The sequence below is a fragment of the Gloeocapsopsis crepidinum LEGE 06123 genome, from assembly GCF_015207655.1.
GTDB classification, from domain to species: Bacteria; Cyanobacteriota; Cyanobacteriia; order Cyanobacteriales; family Chroococcidiopsidaceae; genus Gloeocapsopsis; species Gloeocapsopsis crepidinum.
Window position 1 is genome coordinate 1 of record NZ_JADEWN010000065.1, and the last position, 16,432, is coordinate 16,432.

The 16,432-nt window shown below is 41.0% G+C and carries 18 protein-coding genes, 1 pseudogene and 1 riboswitch; of the genes and pseudogenes, 8 read left to right on the top strand and 11 right to left on the bottom strand.

Features of this window, described 5'->3' with window-relative positions; all coding sequences use genetic code 11:
* Positions 1-114, top strand: a pseudogene (locus IQ230_RS26940) (IS982 family transposase); the annotation flags it as partial.
* A gap of 248 nt (positions 115-362) precedes the next feature.
* Here IQ230_RS26940 and IQ230_RS20940 read toward each other — a convergent pair.
* The 6 genes from IQ230_RS20940 to speB all read right to left on the bottom strand — a co-directional run bounded on the left by IQ230_RS20940 (position 363) and on the right by speB (position 5,536).
* Entirely contained in the window at positions 363-1,139 is a 777-nt protein-coding gene (locus IQ230_RS20940) for an ABC transporter ATP-binding protein (RefSeq protein ID WP_193934186.1), read from the bottom strand.
* Between the two features lie 25 nt (positions 1,140-1,164).
* Positions 1,165-1,983: an ABC transporter permease gene (locus tag IQ230_RS20945; RefSeq protein ID WP_193934187.1), complete on the bottom strand. Its 819-nt coding sequence runs from the start codon at positions 1,981-1,983 to the stop codon at positions 1,165-1,167.
* Positions 1,984-2,181: 198 nt separating this feature from the next.
* Positions 2,182-3,204 (bottom strand): ABC transporter substrate-binding protein, encoded by a 1,023-nt coding sequence (locus tag IQ230_RS20950; protein WP_193934188.1) that lies wholly within the window; start codon positions 3,202-3,204, stop codon positions 2,182-2,184.
* 84 nt (positions 3,205-3,288) lie between these two features.
* Positions 3,289-3,990, bottom strand: coding sequence for a hydrogenase nickel incorporation protein HypB (hypB, locus tag IQ230_RS20955; protein WP_193934189.1), 702 nt, complete (start codon positions 3,988-3,990; stop codon positions 3,289-3,291).
* Entirely contained in the window at positions 3,974-4,354 is a 381-nt protein-coding gene (hypA, locus tag IQ230_RS20960) for a hydrogenase maturation nickel metallochaperone HypA (protein ID WP_193934190.1), read from the bottom strand. The genes hypB and hypA overlap by 17 nt, the downstream gene beginning before the upstream one ends.
* Before the next feature lie 3 nt (positions 4,355-4,357).
* A complete protein-coding gene (gene speB, locus IQ230_RS20965; RefSeq protein WP_193934191.1) occupies positions 4,358-5,536 on the bottom strand; it encodes an agmatinase in 1,179 nt (392 codons plus the stop codon).
* A 96-nt stretch (positions 5,537-5,632) separates the two neighbouring features.
* A riboswitch (guanidine-I (ykkC/yxkD leader) is annotated at positions 5,633-5,764 on the bottom strand.
* Between the two features lie 376 nt (positions 5,765-6,140).
* Between speB and IQ230_RS20970 the strand changes: the two genes are divergently transcribed.
* The 3 genes from IQ230_RS20970 to IQ230_RS20980 all read left to right on the top strand — a co-directional run bounded on the left by IQ230_RS20970 (position 6,141) and on the right by IQ230_RS20980 (position 8,501).
* Complete coding sequence (locus IQ230_RS20970) at positions 6,141-6,533, top strand: Npun_F0494 family protein (protein ID WP_193934192.1); 393 nt, start codon at positions 6,141-6,143, stop codon at positions 6,531-6,533.
* Between the two features lie 239 nt (positions 6,534-6,772).
* On the top strand, positions 6,773-8,257 hold the full coding sequence (gene cobQ, locus IQ230_RS20975; protein WP_193934193.1) for a cobyric acid synthase CobQ: 1,485 nt from the start codon (positions 6,773-6,775) through the stop codon (positions 8,255-8,257).
* A gap of 4 nt (positions 8,258-8,261) precedes the next feature.
* A complete protein-coding gene (locus IQ230_RS20980; RefSeq protein ID WP_193934194.1) occupies positions 8,262-8,501 on the top strand; it encodes a 2Fe-2S iron-sulfur cluster-binding protein in 240 nt (79 codons plus the stop codon).
* A gap of 69 nt (positions 8,502-8,570) precedes the next feature.
* Here the strand turns inward: IQ230_RS20980 and nrtS are convergent, their stop codons facing one another.
* From nrtS to IQ230_RS21000, 4 genes are all read right to left on the bottom strand, one after another.
* Positions 8,571-8,801 carry a nitrate/nitrite transporter NrtS gene (gene nrtS / locus IQ230_RS20985; RefSeq protein WP_193934195.1) on the bottom strand — a complete coding sequence of 77 codons (231 nt, stop codon included), beginning with the start codon at positions 8,799-8,801 and terminating at the stop codon, positions 8,571-8,573.
* A gap of 67 nt (positions 8,802-8,868) precedes the next feature.
* Positions 8,869-9,318 carry an SRPBCC family protein gene (locus IQ230_RS20990; protein WP_099703397.1) on the bottom strand — a complete coding sequence of 150 codons (450 nt, stop codon included), beginning with the start codon at positions 9,316-9,318 and terminating at the stop codon, positions 8,869-8,871.
* A gap of 29 nt (positions 9,319-9,347) precedes the next feature.
* Positions 9,348-10,811, bottom strand: coding sequence for a 9,9'-di-cis-zeta-carotene desaturase (zds, locus tag IQ230_RS20995; protein ID WP_193934196.1), 1,464 nt, complete (start codon positions 10,809-10,811; stop codon positions 9,348-9,350).
* A gap of 141 nt (positions 10,812-10,952) precedes the next feature.
* Positions 10,953-12,590: a DUF6930 domain-containing protein gene (locus tag IQ230_RS21000; RefSeq protein WP_193934197.1), complete on the bottom strand. Its 1,638-nt coding sequence runs from the start codon at positions 12,588-12,590 to the stop codon at positions 10,953-10,955.
* Positions 12,591-12,834: 244 nt separating this feature from the next.
* Between IQ230_RS21000 and IQ230_RS21005 the strand changes: the two genes are divergently transcribed.
* From IQ230_RS21005 to IQ230_RS21020, 4 genes are all read left to right on the top strand, one after another.
* Entirely contained in the window at positions 12,835-13,188 is a 354-nt protein-coding gene (locus IQ230_RS21005) for an iron-sulfur cluster assembly accessory protein (RefSeq protein ID WP_099703394.1), read from the top strand.
* 150 nt (positions 13,189-13,338) lie between these two features.
* A complete protein-coding gene (locus tag IQ230_RS21010) occupies positions 13,339-13,761 on the top strand; it encodes a tetratricopeptide repeat protein (protein WP_193934198.1) in 423 nt (140 codons plus the stop codon).
* Positions 13,762-13,899: 138 nt separating this feature from the next.
* The gene (locus IQ230_RS21015; protein WP_193934199.1) at positions 13,900-14,148 is read left to right on the top strand and encodes a hypothetical protein; all 249 of its coding nucleotides are present in this window, start codon (positions 13,900-13,902) and stop codon (positions 14,146-14,148) included.
* A 552-nt stretch (positions 14,149-14,700) separates the two neighbouring features.
* Complete coding sequence (locus IQ230_RS21020) at positions 14,701-15,162, top strand: GNAT family N-acetyltransferase (RefSeq protein WP_193934200.1); 462 nt, start codon at positions 14,701-14,703, stop codon at positions 15,160-15,162.
* A gap of 264 nt (positions 15,163-15,426) precedes the next feature.
* On the opposite strand, the gene thyD is transcribed toward IQ230_RS21020, so the two are convergent.
* A complete protein-coding gene (gene thyD / locus IQ230_RS21025) occupies positions 15,427-16,347 on the bottom strand; it encodes a thylakoid membrane protein ThyD (RefSeq protein WP_193934201.1) in 921 nt (306 codons plus the stop codon).
* Between the last annotated feature and the right edge of the window lie 85 nt (positions 16,348-16,432).

Below are 16,432 nucleotides of genomic sequence, written 5' to 3' on the forward strand. Positions count from 1 at the left end.
CATCGTAGTCCCGTCAATTTTGGTGTTAATGTCCTCTGTGGTTTGATTGCTTATTGTCATCAGCCCAAAAAGCCCTCCCTTCACTTAGAATGGGCTTTACCTCCATCTGCTTAACCCGAACTCAGGTTATTTACATAACCTTGCTTATTTTCTACATTACAAGTCGTATCTAATTGCTGTATTAAATTTTTAAGCTACATTCATGCCTTAATACGGATAGACTTACTACTCAAATCTGTCAGCCACTTTGCTGAAAATGCCGTAAAATCACACAACAATGTCAATTGGCTGAATGCCATAAAGATAAAAAAATCCTCATTCCCTTAGAGAAATGAGGTAATATCAGTTCTCAAATTGTGTAATTAGCAGGGCACTACTTCTGGCAATTCCTCATCGCGGAGTAAATTAAGCACCATTTCTTTGTGATCCTGAAAGACAGAATGCTTTTTTGAGTGATAAGTGCGATCGCCTGGTAAATCCATGTTTACTTCAGTTTTAATTGTGCCTGGACGAGAAGTCATAACGTAGAGACGTTGCGAAAGAAAAAGTGCTTCTTCTACATCATGAGTAATCATTAAAATTGTTGTTCCCGTACGCTGCCACAACTCAAGTAGGAATTGTTGCATTCTCTCTTTTGTTTGGGCATCTAAAGCACCAAACGGCTCATCCATAAGTAATATTCTTGGTTGAGATGCTAAAGCCCGTGCGATCGCCACACGCTGCTGCATTCCTCCAGACAGTTCTTTGGGTAAAGCATGAGCAAATTGAGTTAATCCGACAATATCCAAATAGTACGCAATTTGTTCGCGTCGTTTAGCAGTAGGAACACCTTGCAACTTTAATCCAAAGCCAACATTTTGCGCTACACTCATCCACGGATAAAGCGTATACTTTTGAAATACCATCCCTCGATCAGCTCCTGGTCCTGTCACAGAAACACCATTAACCTTGATTTCACCCGATGTCGGAGTATCCAACCCAGCAATCAATCGCAGTAGAGTGGATTTTCCTGAACCAGAAGCTCCTACAGCACAAACAAACTCACCTTGCTCAATTTTTAAATTAATATTTTGTAGCGCAACTAATGTCCCTTTTTTAGTCTTAAAATGTTTATGTAAGTTATGAACTGATAAATTCATCAACTGTCCTTCATCTTATAGAAAATTATTTATTTACCCAACGAGCAGAAACTCTTAAAAGTAAACGAAAAAATAAATCAATAGTTAAACCAATAATACCAATAACAATTATTCCAGCAAAGATTTCATCTGTTCTTAAATACCTTTGAGCTATACTGATTCTACGTCCTAAACCTGTTGTAGCAGCAATCAATTCAGCAACAATTACTAAATTCCATGAAGCAGCCATGTTGACGCGGCAAGAATCAATAATGCTTGGTAAAACATAGGGAGTAATAACTTGAAGTAAAACTTGTTTTCGTAATCCTCCTAATGTGTAAGTTGTCTCTACTAGTTCTTTAGGAACAAATTTCACTGCATCCATTATCATCAAGGTATTGAAAAACAAGGTTCCAATAAAAATTAAAAGAATTTTAGGTAATTCACCTAATCCAAAATAGAGAATGAGTAAAGGAATGAACGCAGGTGCTGGCATATAGCGCACAATACCAATGACAGGTTCCATCAAAGCACGAATACTATTAAATGTACCCATCAAAATACCTAGTGGAATTGAAACTATAGCTGCAAGCAAAAAACCACCCAAAACTCGAAAAATGCTAGCACCTATATCTTCGAGCAAAGTCCCATTTTGCCATAACCGTAAAAGTGCTTCGCCAACAGCTAGAGGAGTAGGTAAAAATAAAGAATCTACCACCCCAGAATTAGAAACAATCCACCATAGCCCAAAAGGCACTGCGATCGACAAAAACATTAACGTCCAATTTAAGGACTGAGGAATATCTTCACCAATACGCCAAAAAATAGTTGGTGGCAGCGTTTTATGTGGAGGGGTAGAATTCATAAAGAGTGTTAAGTCGTGAAGTGTTGAGTGTTGAGTTATGAGAGTTATGAATGTTGAGTTATGAGTTATGAGTTTAAGAGAAGTTTTGAAATTTCTTTTAATTAATTCAAAACTCACGCATTCACAACTCAAAACTTAAAATAAATGCTTCCGGCACCCTCCTTCGCGAACACAACTCAAAACTTTCTAAAGACATGACTAACCTTTGTGGGAAGCAGCATAAGCTTTCACAAACCGATCGTCAAACATACGTGATAAATCTGGAGTACGCTTGATTAGGTCAGCTTCCAAAAGAAAGTTGTTAATTTCTTTAGCTGCATAGTGTAACGAATTCATATCATTTCCTGGTTGAAAAGCTTGTAAGTTTTGCTCTACAGTAAAAATTGTTGTACCCGCATCATAGGTTTTATAGTCTTCAACTGAAACACCAGCTCTTTGAGCCATAATTTCCAGAGATTTCTCTTGGTTTGCTTGCACAAAGTCTAAAGTATCAAACCACGTATTTACAAGTGCTTGGACGTCTTGTGGACGCTCATTTATCATTTTGCGGCTAACAACTAAATGGTCTGGAATTGCACCAGGAAAGTCTTTGGAACTGAATAATTCTTTGCTACCAGGGCGTTCTAATGCTTTAGTTGTAAATGGAGCATAAACTGCTGCTGCATCAACTCTTCCTGCGGCAAATGCTGCGGCTGCTGCACCTGTTTCTAAAGGTAAGAATTCAACATCTGCTTGAGTCATACCAGCTTCTTTCATTCCTAAAAGTAGTAGGAAATGATCTACAGTTCCTTCTTCTGCGGCAACTTTTTTACCTCTCAAATCAGTAATACTATTAATTCCTTCACGAACAATAATTTTGTCATTACCAGTTGAGTTGTCATTGACTAAAACAACAACTTGATCAGAGGCATTCGATACTGAACTAATTGTTTGATCTAAAGTTTGGCAGTTAGCATCTAATTGACCTGCATTCATGGCATTCATAGAATCTAAGTAACCATCAAACCATCTCAGATCTACTTGGACATTATTTGCAGCAAATAAATTTTGTTCATTGGCAACTGCCCAAGGAAACCAACCAGGCCAACCACTATAACCCATTTGAACTGGTGTACTTGTTGCAGTAGTATTAGTAGCTTGTTGTGAAGGGGTACAACTAACAGCAACAGTTAAACTTACTAGAAATATGCTTATAAGCGATAATAATTTATGTATTTTCATTGTTTTCATCTATAAAATATGTAAAAAGTAATTTAAAATTATAGATGCTAGCAATCAAGAAGTTACTAGCAATCTATTTATGTTTTAGGTCAAGCTCATAACTGATTTTGCAGTATTTGACTGCACAGCATTTCGCAGCCAATTAAACCAGTTTTCTAGACCGTCATTAGTTTTGGCAGAAACCTGAATAATTGTGACATGAGGATTCATTTGACGAACATTTGCCTCTATTTGACTTATGTCAATTTCCAAATAAGGAGCTAAGTCAGTTTTTGTAATTAGCAAACAGTCTGCTTCTTGAAACATGACAGGATATTTAAGTGGCTTATCTTCTCCTTCTGTAACGCTGAGTAGCGCTACTTTAGCGTGTTCTCCTACTTCAAATTCTGCGGGACAAACCAAGTTACCTACGTTTTCTACTAGTAATAAATCAAAGTCTGACGGGTTATATTCGTGTGCGAGGCAATGAATTCCTCCTGCAACCATTTTGGAATCAAGATGACAAGAACGCCCCGTGTTAATTGCAATAACAGGAACATTGTATTGCCGCAAGCGATTTGCATCTAACTCTGTGGTCATATCTCCTTCAATGACAGCAATTTTAAACTCGTTGGTCAAAGCTGCCAAAGTTCTCTCTAATAAAACAGTTTTCCCTGCACCAGGGCTACTCATAACATTTAGGCAAATAATTCCCCACTGATCGAAATGAGCGCGATTGTGTTCTGCGCCTTGCTGATTAGCATGGAGTAAATTAATGCCCAATGCAGCGTCAAAAGTTTGGTGCATAAGTATCCTCTATTGTGTTAGTTGAGTATTCAACGCGGTCAATTTTGAGTTCTCGTCCTGAACGAATGTCTTCCATTGGAGAATGACATTGAGGACAAGCATATTGAATACCAATTTCAGGATGATATTCTTGTTGGCAGTGGTGACAAAAGGCAATTAAAGGTGTTTCTCTAATACTTAATTTGGTTCCTTCTAAAAATGTGTTTTGACTTTGCACCTCAAAAGCAAACTGCAAACTCAGAGGTTCTACGCAAGTAAATTTGCCAACAACTAGATGAACACAGGATATTTTCGGTTCTGATTGAGCTTTCCACCAATCTTGCAGCGTTGCAATTAACGCCTTAGTCATATCAGTTTCATGCATCTTCTACTGCCACTCACTGATAACTTCAGGTGTTGCTTCAGGATGGATGTAAGCTGGTTTCTCTTTTCGGGGTAGTTGTCCTGAAATAACTAAATGCGCCATCGTGTCGCAAATTACGCGAGTTGCCATTAGTGCAGTCATGTCGCTGACATCGTAAGGTGGAGAAACTTCAACGACTTCTAAACCGCATACTGGGGCTTTTTGAACAATTTTACCGAGTAGATAAAGTGCTTCCCTAGGTAATAAACCACCTGGTTCAGGCCAGCCTGTGCCAGGGACAAATCCGGCATCGATACAGTCAATGTCAAAACTAATATAAACGCAGTCAGTACCATCTAACGCTCGTTCTAGAGCAAATTCCACTGCTGTATCTAAGCCCATTTCGGTGATGTCAGTAACAGTGAGAATATTGGTAGCGCGATCGCGGCATACTTTAACACCTGCACGTGGAACTTGCCAACCGCCGATTCCTAATTGCACTAAATTTTTTGCAGGGGCATTTTTAATATTTGTTGCGTGAAACCAAGGACAGGTGTGCATTCTTTCATCTAAGTCCGTCTCTTGCGTATCTACGTGGCGATCAAAGTGAATAATTCCTACTTTTTTATCGCCTAAGTGACGGCAGACTCCACGTACTGTAGGAAAACCAATTGAATGATCTCCTCCTAAAATAATGGGAAAAGCGCCCGAACCAAAAATATGGGCAATACCTTTAGAAATTTGATCGAAAGACTTCTCGTTGTTGCCAGGAATTGTGAAAACATCACCAACATCACACAAAGTTATTTGTTCGCGTAGATCAACACCGAGTTCAAAGTTATATGGTGTATATAAAGCAGAAATGCGACGAATACCCTGCGGACCAAATCGCGTTCCTGGGCGGTAAGTCGTACCTGAATCATGTGGCACACCAACGATCGCTACGTCATATTCACCTACTTTACGAACATCTTCGATGTAAGGTGCTTTCAGGAAAGTATTGATACCTGCGTAGTGAGGTAATTCACCGCGAGAGAATGTAGAAATTGTGCGATCGCGAATGCTTTCTGCAGCTTCTAACCCAAACTCTAAACCACGCGAAACTTCTTGTTGCCAGCCTGTAAAAGATAACTGAGTCTCTTTTTCTAAAGCTCTTTGTGCTTCAGTAGAATTCTGTTCGGAAGGGCGTTCGCCTTGTGTCATGTCTCTATCCTGCAAGTTTCAAGTTACAACCAGATTATTACTTCTAGCAATACAAAAGCCCGGACAGCCAGTCACAGTAGTTGTACTGTTTTGTGTCTCTCCCGGGCTTTTTTCCCGCCGTGTACCGCCTAGTTCTTTCGACTTCCAGGCTGGCTGCTTCTCTTGGACCAGTCATTTAAATTTCCAATAATTCTGATAATTTAAACCGGAACCCTAGAAGCTATTTGATTGTTTTTACTACATCTTTTGAAGTAGGTTATGGCTGTCTCAATGCTTAAATCAGAAATGCAAATTAGCAAGTAGTAAATCATAATTTTGTAGCTTTGTCTACATTACTTAGCTACAACACAAATTTAGAAATACTCTGACTTTTTGTCATGCGCAATTCCACTGAAAACTATCACAAAGCCATCACTTACTGTAAGTATGACTATTACAAATATAGTGATATTCTATGCAGTAACCTAGATTATAGTTACTTATTTACTTCTACAACATATGGTTGGGGTTTCAGCACTGAGCAACAACTGTTTAAAATAGGTAGTTAGCACCAAAAGATATTGTTAACGGTATTTTTTGCAAGAAGTGTATTAATATATACAAAATGTCAACTGCTGAACCCAAAACTCCTAAAAAAGTTCTTTATCCGAGCAAGACAATAAAAAGAGCAAAAGTGTCGCTTGTCTGTTCTCCCTTTCAAAGGCATTTATTTGAAACGATGCGCTATCAAAGTGTTCCAGTAAGTGCGATCGCTACGACAGGAGTGCAGCAAGGCTATATCGAACGTCCTTTATCCGAATTATCAGTAGAAAATGCGTTGCTGTGGTTAGTCAAAGTGGGAGTATTGCGACGGGAAGTCGATGGACAGGGAATTACAGATAGTTTTCGCTTAACACCGCTAGGTCGTCAAGTGCTAGAAGAACAAGGAACGTGGGAATCGACACCTCGCGATCTCATAACTAATACGCTCAACCGCTGGTTGCGACTGCCATTTTAATTGAGATTACTTTACAAGTAGTTAAAAGTGAGCAGGAAAAGGGAAAAATATAAAATGAGACTTATGCTATGGCAACAGTCAATATGGTTAGGACATTATAGAGAAACCCAGAATCATTTCTCTAATTACGGGCAAAGCATTGCCTAGCCCCTGTTTTAACCCTGACCCTTGATCCCTGCTACATAACTATAGCCAACTTGATACCTCACTTTTTTAACTTCTTGAGCTAAACGCCCCTTATGAAAGCAATCATGGTGGTAGGAACCACATCTCACGCTGGAAAATCGCTCCTTAGTGCAGCTATTTGTCGCATTCTGGCGCGGCGTGGCTGGCGGGTTGCGCCCTTTAAAGGACAGAACATGGCTTTAAACTCCTATGTCACCACCAGTGGGGGCGAAATTGGTTATGCACAAGCAGTACAAGCTTGGGCTGCAGGAGTAACACCAACAGTAGATATGAATCCCATTCTCCTCAAGCCCCAAGGGAATATGACTTCTCAAGTGATTTTGAAGGGAAAAGCTGTAGGAAGAGTGAGTGCAACTGATTACTATGAGCAGTATTTTGAGGTAGGTTGGCAAGCAATTACAGAATCGTTACAACACTTAGCGGCAGATTTTGACTTACTTGTCTGTGAAGGCGCGGGAAGCCCTGCAGAAATTAATCTGAAGCATCGCGATTTAACAAATATGCGGGTAGCAAAACACTTAAATGCGTCCACTTTGCTGGTTGTTGACATTGATCGAGGTGGTGCTTTTGCCCATGTAGTAGGAACTTTAGAACTACTGGAACCAGAGGAAAGAGCGCTTATTCGCGGTATCGTTATTAATAAATTTCGCGGACAGCGATCGCTTTTAGACTCAGGTATTCAATGGTTGGAAGAACGCACAGGAATTCCTGTTTTAGGTGTTATTCCTTGGATTGAAGAAGTCTTTCCAGCAGAAGATTCTCTAGACTTACTCGAACGCAAGTCACACAAAGAGCAAGGTGAACTAGAAATTGCAGTTATCCGACTACCTCGAATTTCTAACTTTACAGATTTTGATCCTTTAGAAGCCGAACCCAGTGTATTGCTCAAATATGTTAGTCCCAAGCAAGATCTAGGACATCCCGATGCTGTCATTATTCCAGGTTCAAAAACAACAATTGCTGATTTGTTAATTTTACAAAGAACGGGAATGGCAGAAGCAATTCAACAGTATGCAGCAGCAGGTGGTACTGTGTTGGGAATTTGTGGTGGTTTTCAAATGTTAGGTAAATTCCTCGCTGATCCTGAAGGAGTCGAAGGGGAAGCAGGAAGATTTAAGGGATTAAGTTTATTACCAATTCAAACTGTTATTACTGGGCAAAAAATAGCGCGACAGCGACAAGTTGTCTCTAATTTTCCGCAAGTCGGATTACCTGTGGCAGGATATGAAATTCATCAAGGGCGATCGCGCTTAGTAGAATCTCCAGACACAGCACCTAATACTTATCAAGCTTTATTTGATGACTCTAGCTTAGGCTTAGTCGATAATTATCAATCTGTATGGGGCACTTACTTGCATGGTATTTTCGATAACGGCGCTTGGCGGCGCGCTTGGTTAAATCGCCTGCGGCAACAACGTGGTTTAAAATCTTTACCTACAGGTGTGTCCAACTATCGCAAGCAGCGCGAAATGGTCTTAAATACACTTGCTGCTATTGTAGAAGCAAACTTAGACTTGACGAAGATTTTGCCGTCTTGAGATCATGGCAGTTAAAATACATTTTTTGCCAGATGATGTAACGGTTACAGCTACAGTAGGCGAACTGCTATTAGATGTTGCTGATCGCGCTGGGGTAACAATTCCTACGGGGTGTTTGATGGGTTCGTGTCACGCTTGTGAAGTAGAACTAGAAGATGGCGACACAATCCGTGCTTGTATAACCACAGTACCACCTGGATATGATGAACTAGTTATTCATTTGTTTAGCGATCCAACTTGGTAGATTTAAAAGGGAACGGGATCAGGGAATCTCTGTAAAACCCAATTCCCTCTTCAATGAGAGATATTTTAGTTAAAGTCTTCGCGAACTACTGATATATTGACCGTGAATATTCACGAAATAGGGGACTAAGTAAGTAAGAATCGCTGAGATCCAGCGATCGCGCGTCATTTTTCCTTGGATAAAAGCTGCACCATGATTGATGACAAACAGCAGTGAACCTATGGTAACTGCAACCTTGAAAGCAATTGGCATAAATTTAGGATTGACAAGGCTAACAAGATAACCTCGTAGGAATTTCATTCAGCAAGCTTAACTATTAATAGTCAAATATAGCTTATAGCTTGTTAATTTAGTTACCGCAGCTATATTATTTCTGTGCAGCTTTTGCTTGGAGTGCATAGTCGCGGAAGCGTTCTAAATCTGCTTTAATCGTTGATTCCACCGCACGACCAAGGAATAGATTATCCATAATTTTACCTAAAATACCAGGGATTGCGTAGGAGATAGAAAGTTTAACAATACTGGTGTTGTGGCGATCGTAAAAGCGAATTGCGCCGCGGTTGGGCAATCCATCAACTGATTCCCATTGAATAATTTGCTGGGGAACCATTTTGAGAATTCGCGATAGCCATGTGAACTCTAATCCCCCGGTATTGAGCTTCCAGCGAGAGAGTTCAGGATTATCTTCTAAAACCTTAACTGATGAAATCCACTTCATCCACCGAGGCATCTGCTCAAGATCAGACCACAAACTCCACACGAGATCAATGGGTGCATCCACCTCAACCTGCACGCTATGTTCTAACCAATCTGGCATTCGATATATTCCTTTGTGTTTGCTGTGGTTTAACTACCAACCGCTGAAGGTTGGGGACTAACGGCTACTGTGCTTTCCAAAATTGCTTTAGCTGCAAGGCGTCCAGATAAAGTAGCGCCTTCCATACTATCGATATAGTCTTGCTGGGTGTAACTACCCGCGAGGAAAAAGTTTTCCACAGGTGTTTTTTGAGGTGGGCGATAGGGGTCCATCCCAGGGGCTTCGCGATAGAGTGATTGTGCTAGTTTGACAACGTTATACCACGTCATGTTTAGGTGACGAGAAGAAGGAAACAACTCATGGACTTGCTGCAAAACATGATGTGTGATCGCCTCGTTACTTTGTTTGATAAAAGGATCTCCAGGAGTCAGTACAAGTTGCATCAATGAACCTTGTCCCTCACGATAATAATCGCTAGGGCTAGTCAATGCTAGGTCAGCGAAGCAAGAAAAATCAGCATCGGGAGTGTATAGCAAATTATCCATACCCGCAGCACGATCGAGTTGCTGGCGTTCGGTGGCATTGTGTAATTCTGTCACCCAACCATCAAATCGCAGTTGTACAGTAGCAACGGGAACTGTATCTAATTTATAAATATTGTCAAATTCTGTCCACTTGCGCCATTGTTGTGGTAATAAACGCTGAACCCCTGGGACATCACACGCACACACGTAAGCATCCGCAGTCATTATTGCTTCAGTGTCCCCTTGCGCAATAACTAATCCTGTGACGCGAGTCGGTGCTTCAGCGAACTGAATTTCTCGGACACGGCGACGAGTATAAATTTTGGCTCCCCGTGCTTCTAAGTAATCAATAATTGGCTTGTGTAAGTATTCATAAGGCGAACCTTCAAGCATTCGCAATACTGATGCTTCAGTACGTGCAGCAAACATTTGAAAGATTGTCAGCATACACCGTGCTGAAATATTTTCGGTATCAATAAAGCCTAGCGCGTAAGCAATTGGATTCCACATTCTCTCTAAGCTACCTTGCGAACCTCCCTGGCGGCGAAACCAATCAGCAAAGCTGACATCATCCAAATTTCGGATTGTTGTCATTGCGCCGTCGAAGTCTACCAACCCGCGGACAATGGGACTTGTTCCAAGTGCGATTGCATTTTGGATTTTATCTTGTACGGATAATTGCGATGTAGTAAAAAAGGCTTTTAAGCCGTTGAAAGGTGCGCCGGTGAGAAAACGAAAATCTAAGGCTCCGGTTTTTCCTCCCTTGTTGATAAAGGTATGGATATGCTCTTTGAGGCGGAGATTTTGATCGGCTCCTACTTTCTTCATTAATTCAAATAGTTGGTAGTAGTTACCGAAAAAGACGTGGAGTCCCATTTCAACATGATTGCCATCGGTATCTATCCAACTGCCGACCTTACCACCAACAAACGGGCGAGATTCAAAAATTTCTACTTCCCACCCAGCATCTGCTAAATCTACGGCGGTTGCTAGCCCAGCCAACCCCGCTCCGACGATTGCAACGCGCATTCACTCTATCCTTCTCACATTTTCTTTACATATTTTAATCTGAAGGAGAGGAGATATTTTGTCTAATTTAGAGCGATCGCAATTTTCCAATAGTGATGGTGGGTAATTGTAAGTTTCTTAAGTCAAGGCTGCTTATATACTTTATTCAAATTGTGGCATGAGTTGCAGCGTACCAATTCCTAAGTCTTGCGGAGAAAGCGATCGCGCTTCAAACAATGCCATCATGTCGCGTAATTGCGGCTGTCCCCGCGAAGCACCCATTAAGCCACGGGCAATGATTAAACCACAGTAGCCTTCGGTTTTTTTGCAGCGTTCGTCCCACTTTTTGCGTGCAGCGATATGAACGGAATCGTCTTCTAAAAATTCACCGAAGAGAAATAACTCGTCATTTTCAGTTTGTAGAATACCCAAGTCATAGCGATCGCCACCGAAGACATCTGCCCCAGGATTGAACCCAATACCCTTAAGTCCTCCGGTTGCTTGAATTGCTTCAATTAAATTTTTGGCTTTGGGACGAGAGGTTTGAATCAAAATTACTGGTAAGCCATCTCCTCTAGAGGTCATTTCTCCAGGCTGTGCAAAGTGTGTCGCAGTTTCACGCAGATGCTCTACCATTTCCCACGAAATGACACCCAGACTAAGAAAAGAGTCTTCAGGAATCAAATCATCTCTAATTGCTCCTAAGCTTGGTACATCATCTACATCCACAAATTCATCTTCATGACCAAAACCCGCCATTGCTTCTAGCTCTGCTGCCAATTCTGGCATTGTGTTAACAGTGACATCAACCTGCACACTTTTACGAGTTTTATTTTTTGGTAAAGCAATGCGATAGCGATCGCTTAAATCTGGAAACACTTCCGCATTCAATTGACGGCGTTTGCTGCTGATAAATCTGGCAAGGGCTGCCAGCGCGAGAAATACTGCTGCTGCTTCTTCTTCATAAAGCACTGCACGCAATCCTTCAAGCGGGTGAATAATACCAAACGAAGGTTGAATTTGGGTTATTGGCAGATCTGCTAAATCGATAATATCGATTTCCTCATCTTCTTCCCCCCCTGTTCGTTCAAATGTTAAAAATAAACAATCCTGCTTCAAAAAAGCCTCTTCTAGCAATTCTGGAGATTCTTCCTCATCAGACAAAACCGAAGCTCGAAATCGTCGCAGTGAATCTTGAGAGCGATAGAACAAAATTCCATACTCCATTCCCAACATTCCCATAACCGAAGCATAAAGTGTGCCAACATCGTTTTGATTTAGCTCAATTGCCAGAATTTGATGTTCTTCGAGCAACTCCCAAGGTGCAGCTTGCCATATTTCTAGGGCTTTCTTCTTGAGAGGTTCAGCAAACTGTGATGGTAAATCAGGCGTGTACTCGTTTCTAACTTCTTGGAATCCACGATACAGTTCGTTGATGAGTGGCAATTGTGGCACATAGTCAATGACGATTTCGAGTTCTTGAAGGACACCACGCAAGAAGAACTGTAATTCGCGATCGCTGACGACAATTTTTTGAGGACGTGCGGGTTTGGCTGGAGAATTGGGATGTTCCATTGCCCGCAGTAAGGTACGCACCACAGCTTCTGGACCACTTTCTGGGGCGACTACATCCATAGCTCTAACAACGCCTTGCGAACCGTCTACCCACAAGATGCATTCACCTTGTACTTCTGAGTCTTTGTGAGTTGACAAAGGACGTCGATCTCCTTCCCAGACACTCGAGATCTGGTTTAATTTTTGTAATCGACGACGGGTAGAGCAATTTAAGGACATTGTCATATAACCAAGCTAACCAGAACAATGCGATTGTGAAGCATTAGTTTGAGAGCCTTTTTGCAAGTCTCTGCTGTTTGAGGGTTACAATCTCTATATGTATTTAACCCTTTAATACTAGGATAGAAACCTTTGGAGTGCTTTTAAAGGAGCAAAGTAAATTCCTCAAACCTTTGTATCTCAGCCGTTAAAATAAACGAAAAAGCTGAGATAAGTTTACGTTAAAAGATATCAGGAGTTTGATCGGATTATGGTACAAGCACCATCACAACAACGCGGTATTCTACTCAGTGAAGCAGCTTTACGCCAAGTAATGTTTTTGCGTGACCGACAAGGTAAAGATTTGTGTTTACGAGTTGGTGTTCGTCAAGGCGGCTGTTCGGGAATGTCTTACATGATGGATTTTGAAGATCCCAGCAAAATCCGTAGCGATGATGAAGTCTATGACTACAACGGCTTCAAAATCGTATGCGATCGCAAAAGTATGCTATACCTCTATGGTTTAATGCTTGACTATAGCGATGCTATGATTGGTGGCGGTTTTCAGTTTACCAATCCCAATGCCAACCAAACTTGTGGGTGCGGTAAATCGTTCGGAGTTTAATTAAGTTGGTATGTTGTCAGGCTTTAGAGCAAGTAATGGGTAATTGGAAAGCAGTTAGCATTTAGCCATGAGAAAATCAACAAAAGCTAATTGCTGATTGCTACTAATTCCCAGTTTTAGTTACATTTATTTTTACCCACTTACTTAGTAATGACAGAAACGGTCGGCTCTCTATTTGAAACTGCTATAGAACGCTACAAAGCTGGTGAAGACCCTGCAACTTTGATTCCAGTTTTTCAAGAACTTTGCGATCGCTCTCCTAAAAGTAGTGCAGCTTGGACTTGTTTGGCGTGGATTTATTTGCTGAATGACAAACCAAACTCAGCGTACAAGGCAGCCCAAAAAGCAGTAAAGCTGCATCCTCACGATCCCCAAGCCCGCGTGAATCTTGCAGTTGCTATGTTAGAAACAGGTCAAAAAGGAGTACGAGAACACATCGATCATGCGATGCAATTGATTATGATTGACTCAGAAATGCGCGATGAAATTAAACAAAGTATTGAGGATGGTTTAACTCGCAAACCTGAATGGAAAAGCCTGCAAAGAGTTCAAAGCTGGTTGTTTGAAGCCTAGGATATAGTGCGCTTGATCGTTAATGGTTAATTGTTAATGAAAAATATTTATAGTGACCATTGACTAGCACAAATTTTAAAGTTGTCTTTATTTTTACCCACTTAGTTTATTTGATTATTGCAATCCAGTTTAATTTAAATGAAAGACAAATTATTAAATTGGTTGAATACTGCTTTAGTTGCCGACTTTTTCCTTGTTTTATTGAGTTTTTTTTGGCTGGCGATCGCAGTAATTGGTCATACACTCCATATTCCCCTTGGGTTAGATCTGTGGTACAAGTTATGGCAACCAGTGTTTACGCCTGCAATCGGTATCTTGATGGCTGGGTCAATCGTGAGTGGGTTAATCAGTTGGATATTTAAGCGGTTAAACTCACAACAACAGTAATGTTGAGCAGCGACCAATCGAAATAAAACGGACAAAAAACTTCATATGTCTGTTCGACTGCGATAACTGCTAATTTCGCACAGCGCGATCTGATCGGGGACAACTTAATCAACTACCATACCCCGTATTCGAGCGATCGTTCAGCAGGCAATAGTTAAGTGCGATCGCCATTAACGTTGACAAGTAACTCTGCTCTAAAAAACGAACAAGTAGGGTAAAAATATAGCAGATATTCTCAGCAATCCTGATAAGTAAAGTTCTAGAGAAAATAGAACGACTGTGCCGCAACTTCTACAGATGAATCTTCTGAGTGTCTTTGACTTGTCTCACTTTCATCGAAAACTGCTATGCATTTGCATCACGCAATTGGCAATTGTGTGAACGATAGCACGCACTGAGTCAGCTTTTCGGAGAAACTAAAATGACTATTTACTAAACCTATGGGTATGGACATTGGATTAGTCGGGGTCGAAAAAACTATCAGCATCTAAAGTTGAATCAACACTAAGCTACTGAAAAGGAGACATCTAGATTATCGATGAGGTGAACACAGTGAAAATACGGTTGTTTGAAAAACAGGATACTGAACAAGTAGCACGGTTATTTCACGAAACAGTACATGAAATCAACATCCGCAATTACTCAAGTGCTCAAATTGAAGCATGGGCACCTGATGATATTCACTTCATCGATTGGGAGAAGAGATGTTTCAGTCGATTTACCTATGTTGCTGACGATCAGGGTGTAATTGCTGGATTCGCAGAGCTAGAGCCTAATGGTCATATCGACTGCTTCTATTGTCACAAAAACTATCAACGTTGTGGAGTGGGCAGTCAAATTTATCAAGTAATTGAAGCGAAGGCACTTGACTTAGAGATAAATCATCTATTTGTTGAAGCAAGCATCACAGCAAAACCGTTTTTCCAACGCATGGGGTTTTCAACTGTTAAACAGCAAGAGGTAACTTGTCGGGGTGAAATATTCATCAACTACGTCATGGAGAAATTGCTGTGAATAGGAATATAACAACTCATTCGAAACGGATTGCTTGAAAGTTACTGCCATAGCTGCAAACTTTGACAGACTTCACACAATTGCTTGATTCAGAGTACAAGCATCGTAATCTTAGTCATACAATACGTCTCAAATTCTGTGAGATTGATGAGCTAAGCAGATTTAGCACTAGTTTAGCGACAATTGTCTCACCAACTATCTTCAATTAAGCCGCCACTTGAACCGAAGTAGTTGAACTTAAAAGTTATCAAGACACGAGCTTAGTTATGACAAAATATCTGCTAGCGCTTGTTTCACATTCGGGTACTGAAACTCAAAATTATACGCTTGTGCTCGTTGCGGCAAAACTTTTTGTCCTTCTAAAACAACAATTGCACCATCTCCTAAAAGCGCTTCTATCGCAAAACCAGGAACTGGTAGCCAAGAAGGGCGATTCATAACTTCTCCCATCATTTGACAAAATTCTGCCATTCGTACTGGATTGGGTGCAGTAGCGTTGAGCACACCTTGAATATCTTCGCGGTTGATTGCTTCAACAATCAAACTGACTAAGTCATCGCGGTGAATCCAGGAAAACCACTGACGACCACTACCAATTGGACCACCGGCAAAGAGTTTAAAGGGAGTAACCATCCGTGCGATCGCACCGCCCATCCCTAAAACAATACCAAATCTTAAGATAACTAGGCGAACACCATAATCCAAGACTTTCTGTGCTTCAGCTTCCCAAGCGCGACAGACTTCCGCTAAAAAATCATTACCCGATGAACTTGACTCATCAAAAGTATCTGTTTCACTTGTGCCATAGTAACCAATGGCAGAAGCATTGACTAAAACTTTAGGCTTAGGATTTGCTTTGGCGATCGCTTCGACAATTTTTTGCGTACCAAGTTGGCGGCTTTGAAATATTTCCTGCTTGCGTTGGGTTGTCCAACGTCCTTCGGCGATCGATTCTCCAGCAAGATTGACAACTGCATCACAACCAGCAATTGCATTTTGCCAAAAGCCTGATTCTGTAGAACTATATGCCACAATTTCTACGTTAGGGTAAGCTTCCTTAGGAAAAACTCGTTGGGCACTTGTAGAATTGCGTGTAAAAACTACTACTTGGTCGCCTTGTGCGTGGAGGCGTTCTACCAAGCGACCACCGACAAATCCTGTTGCTCCTGTAATTGCTACTTTCATTTAACTTGCACCAACTGGTGTCATCTTAACAATTGCTCCAAAGCGAATCTAGCATTTTTCTTGTGTCTTCAATGATCTACCTCTA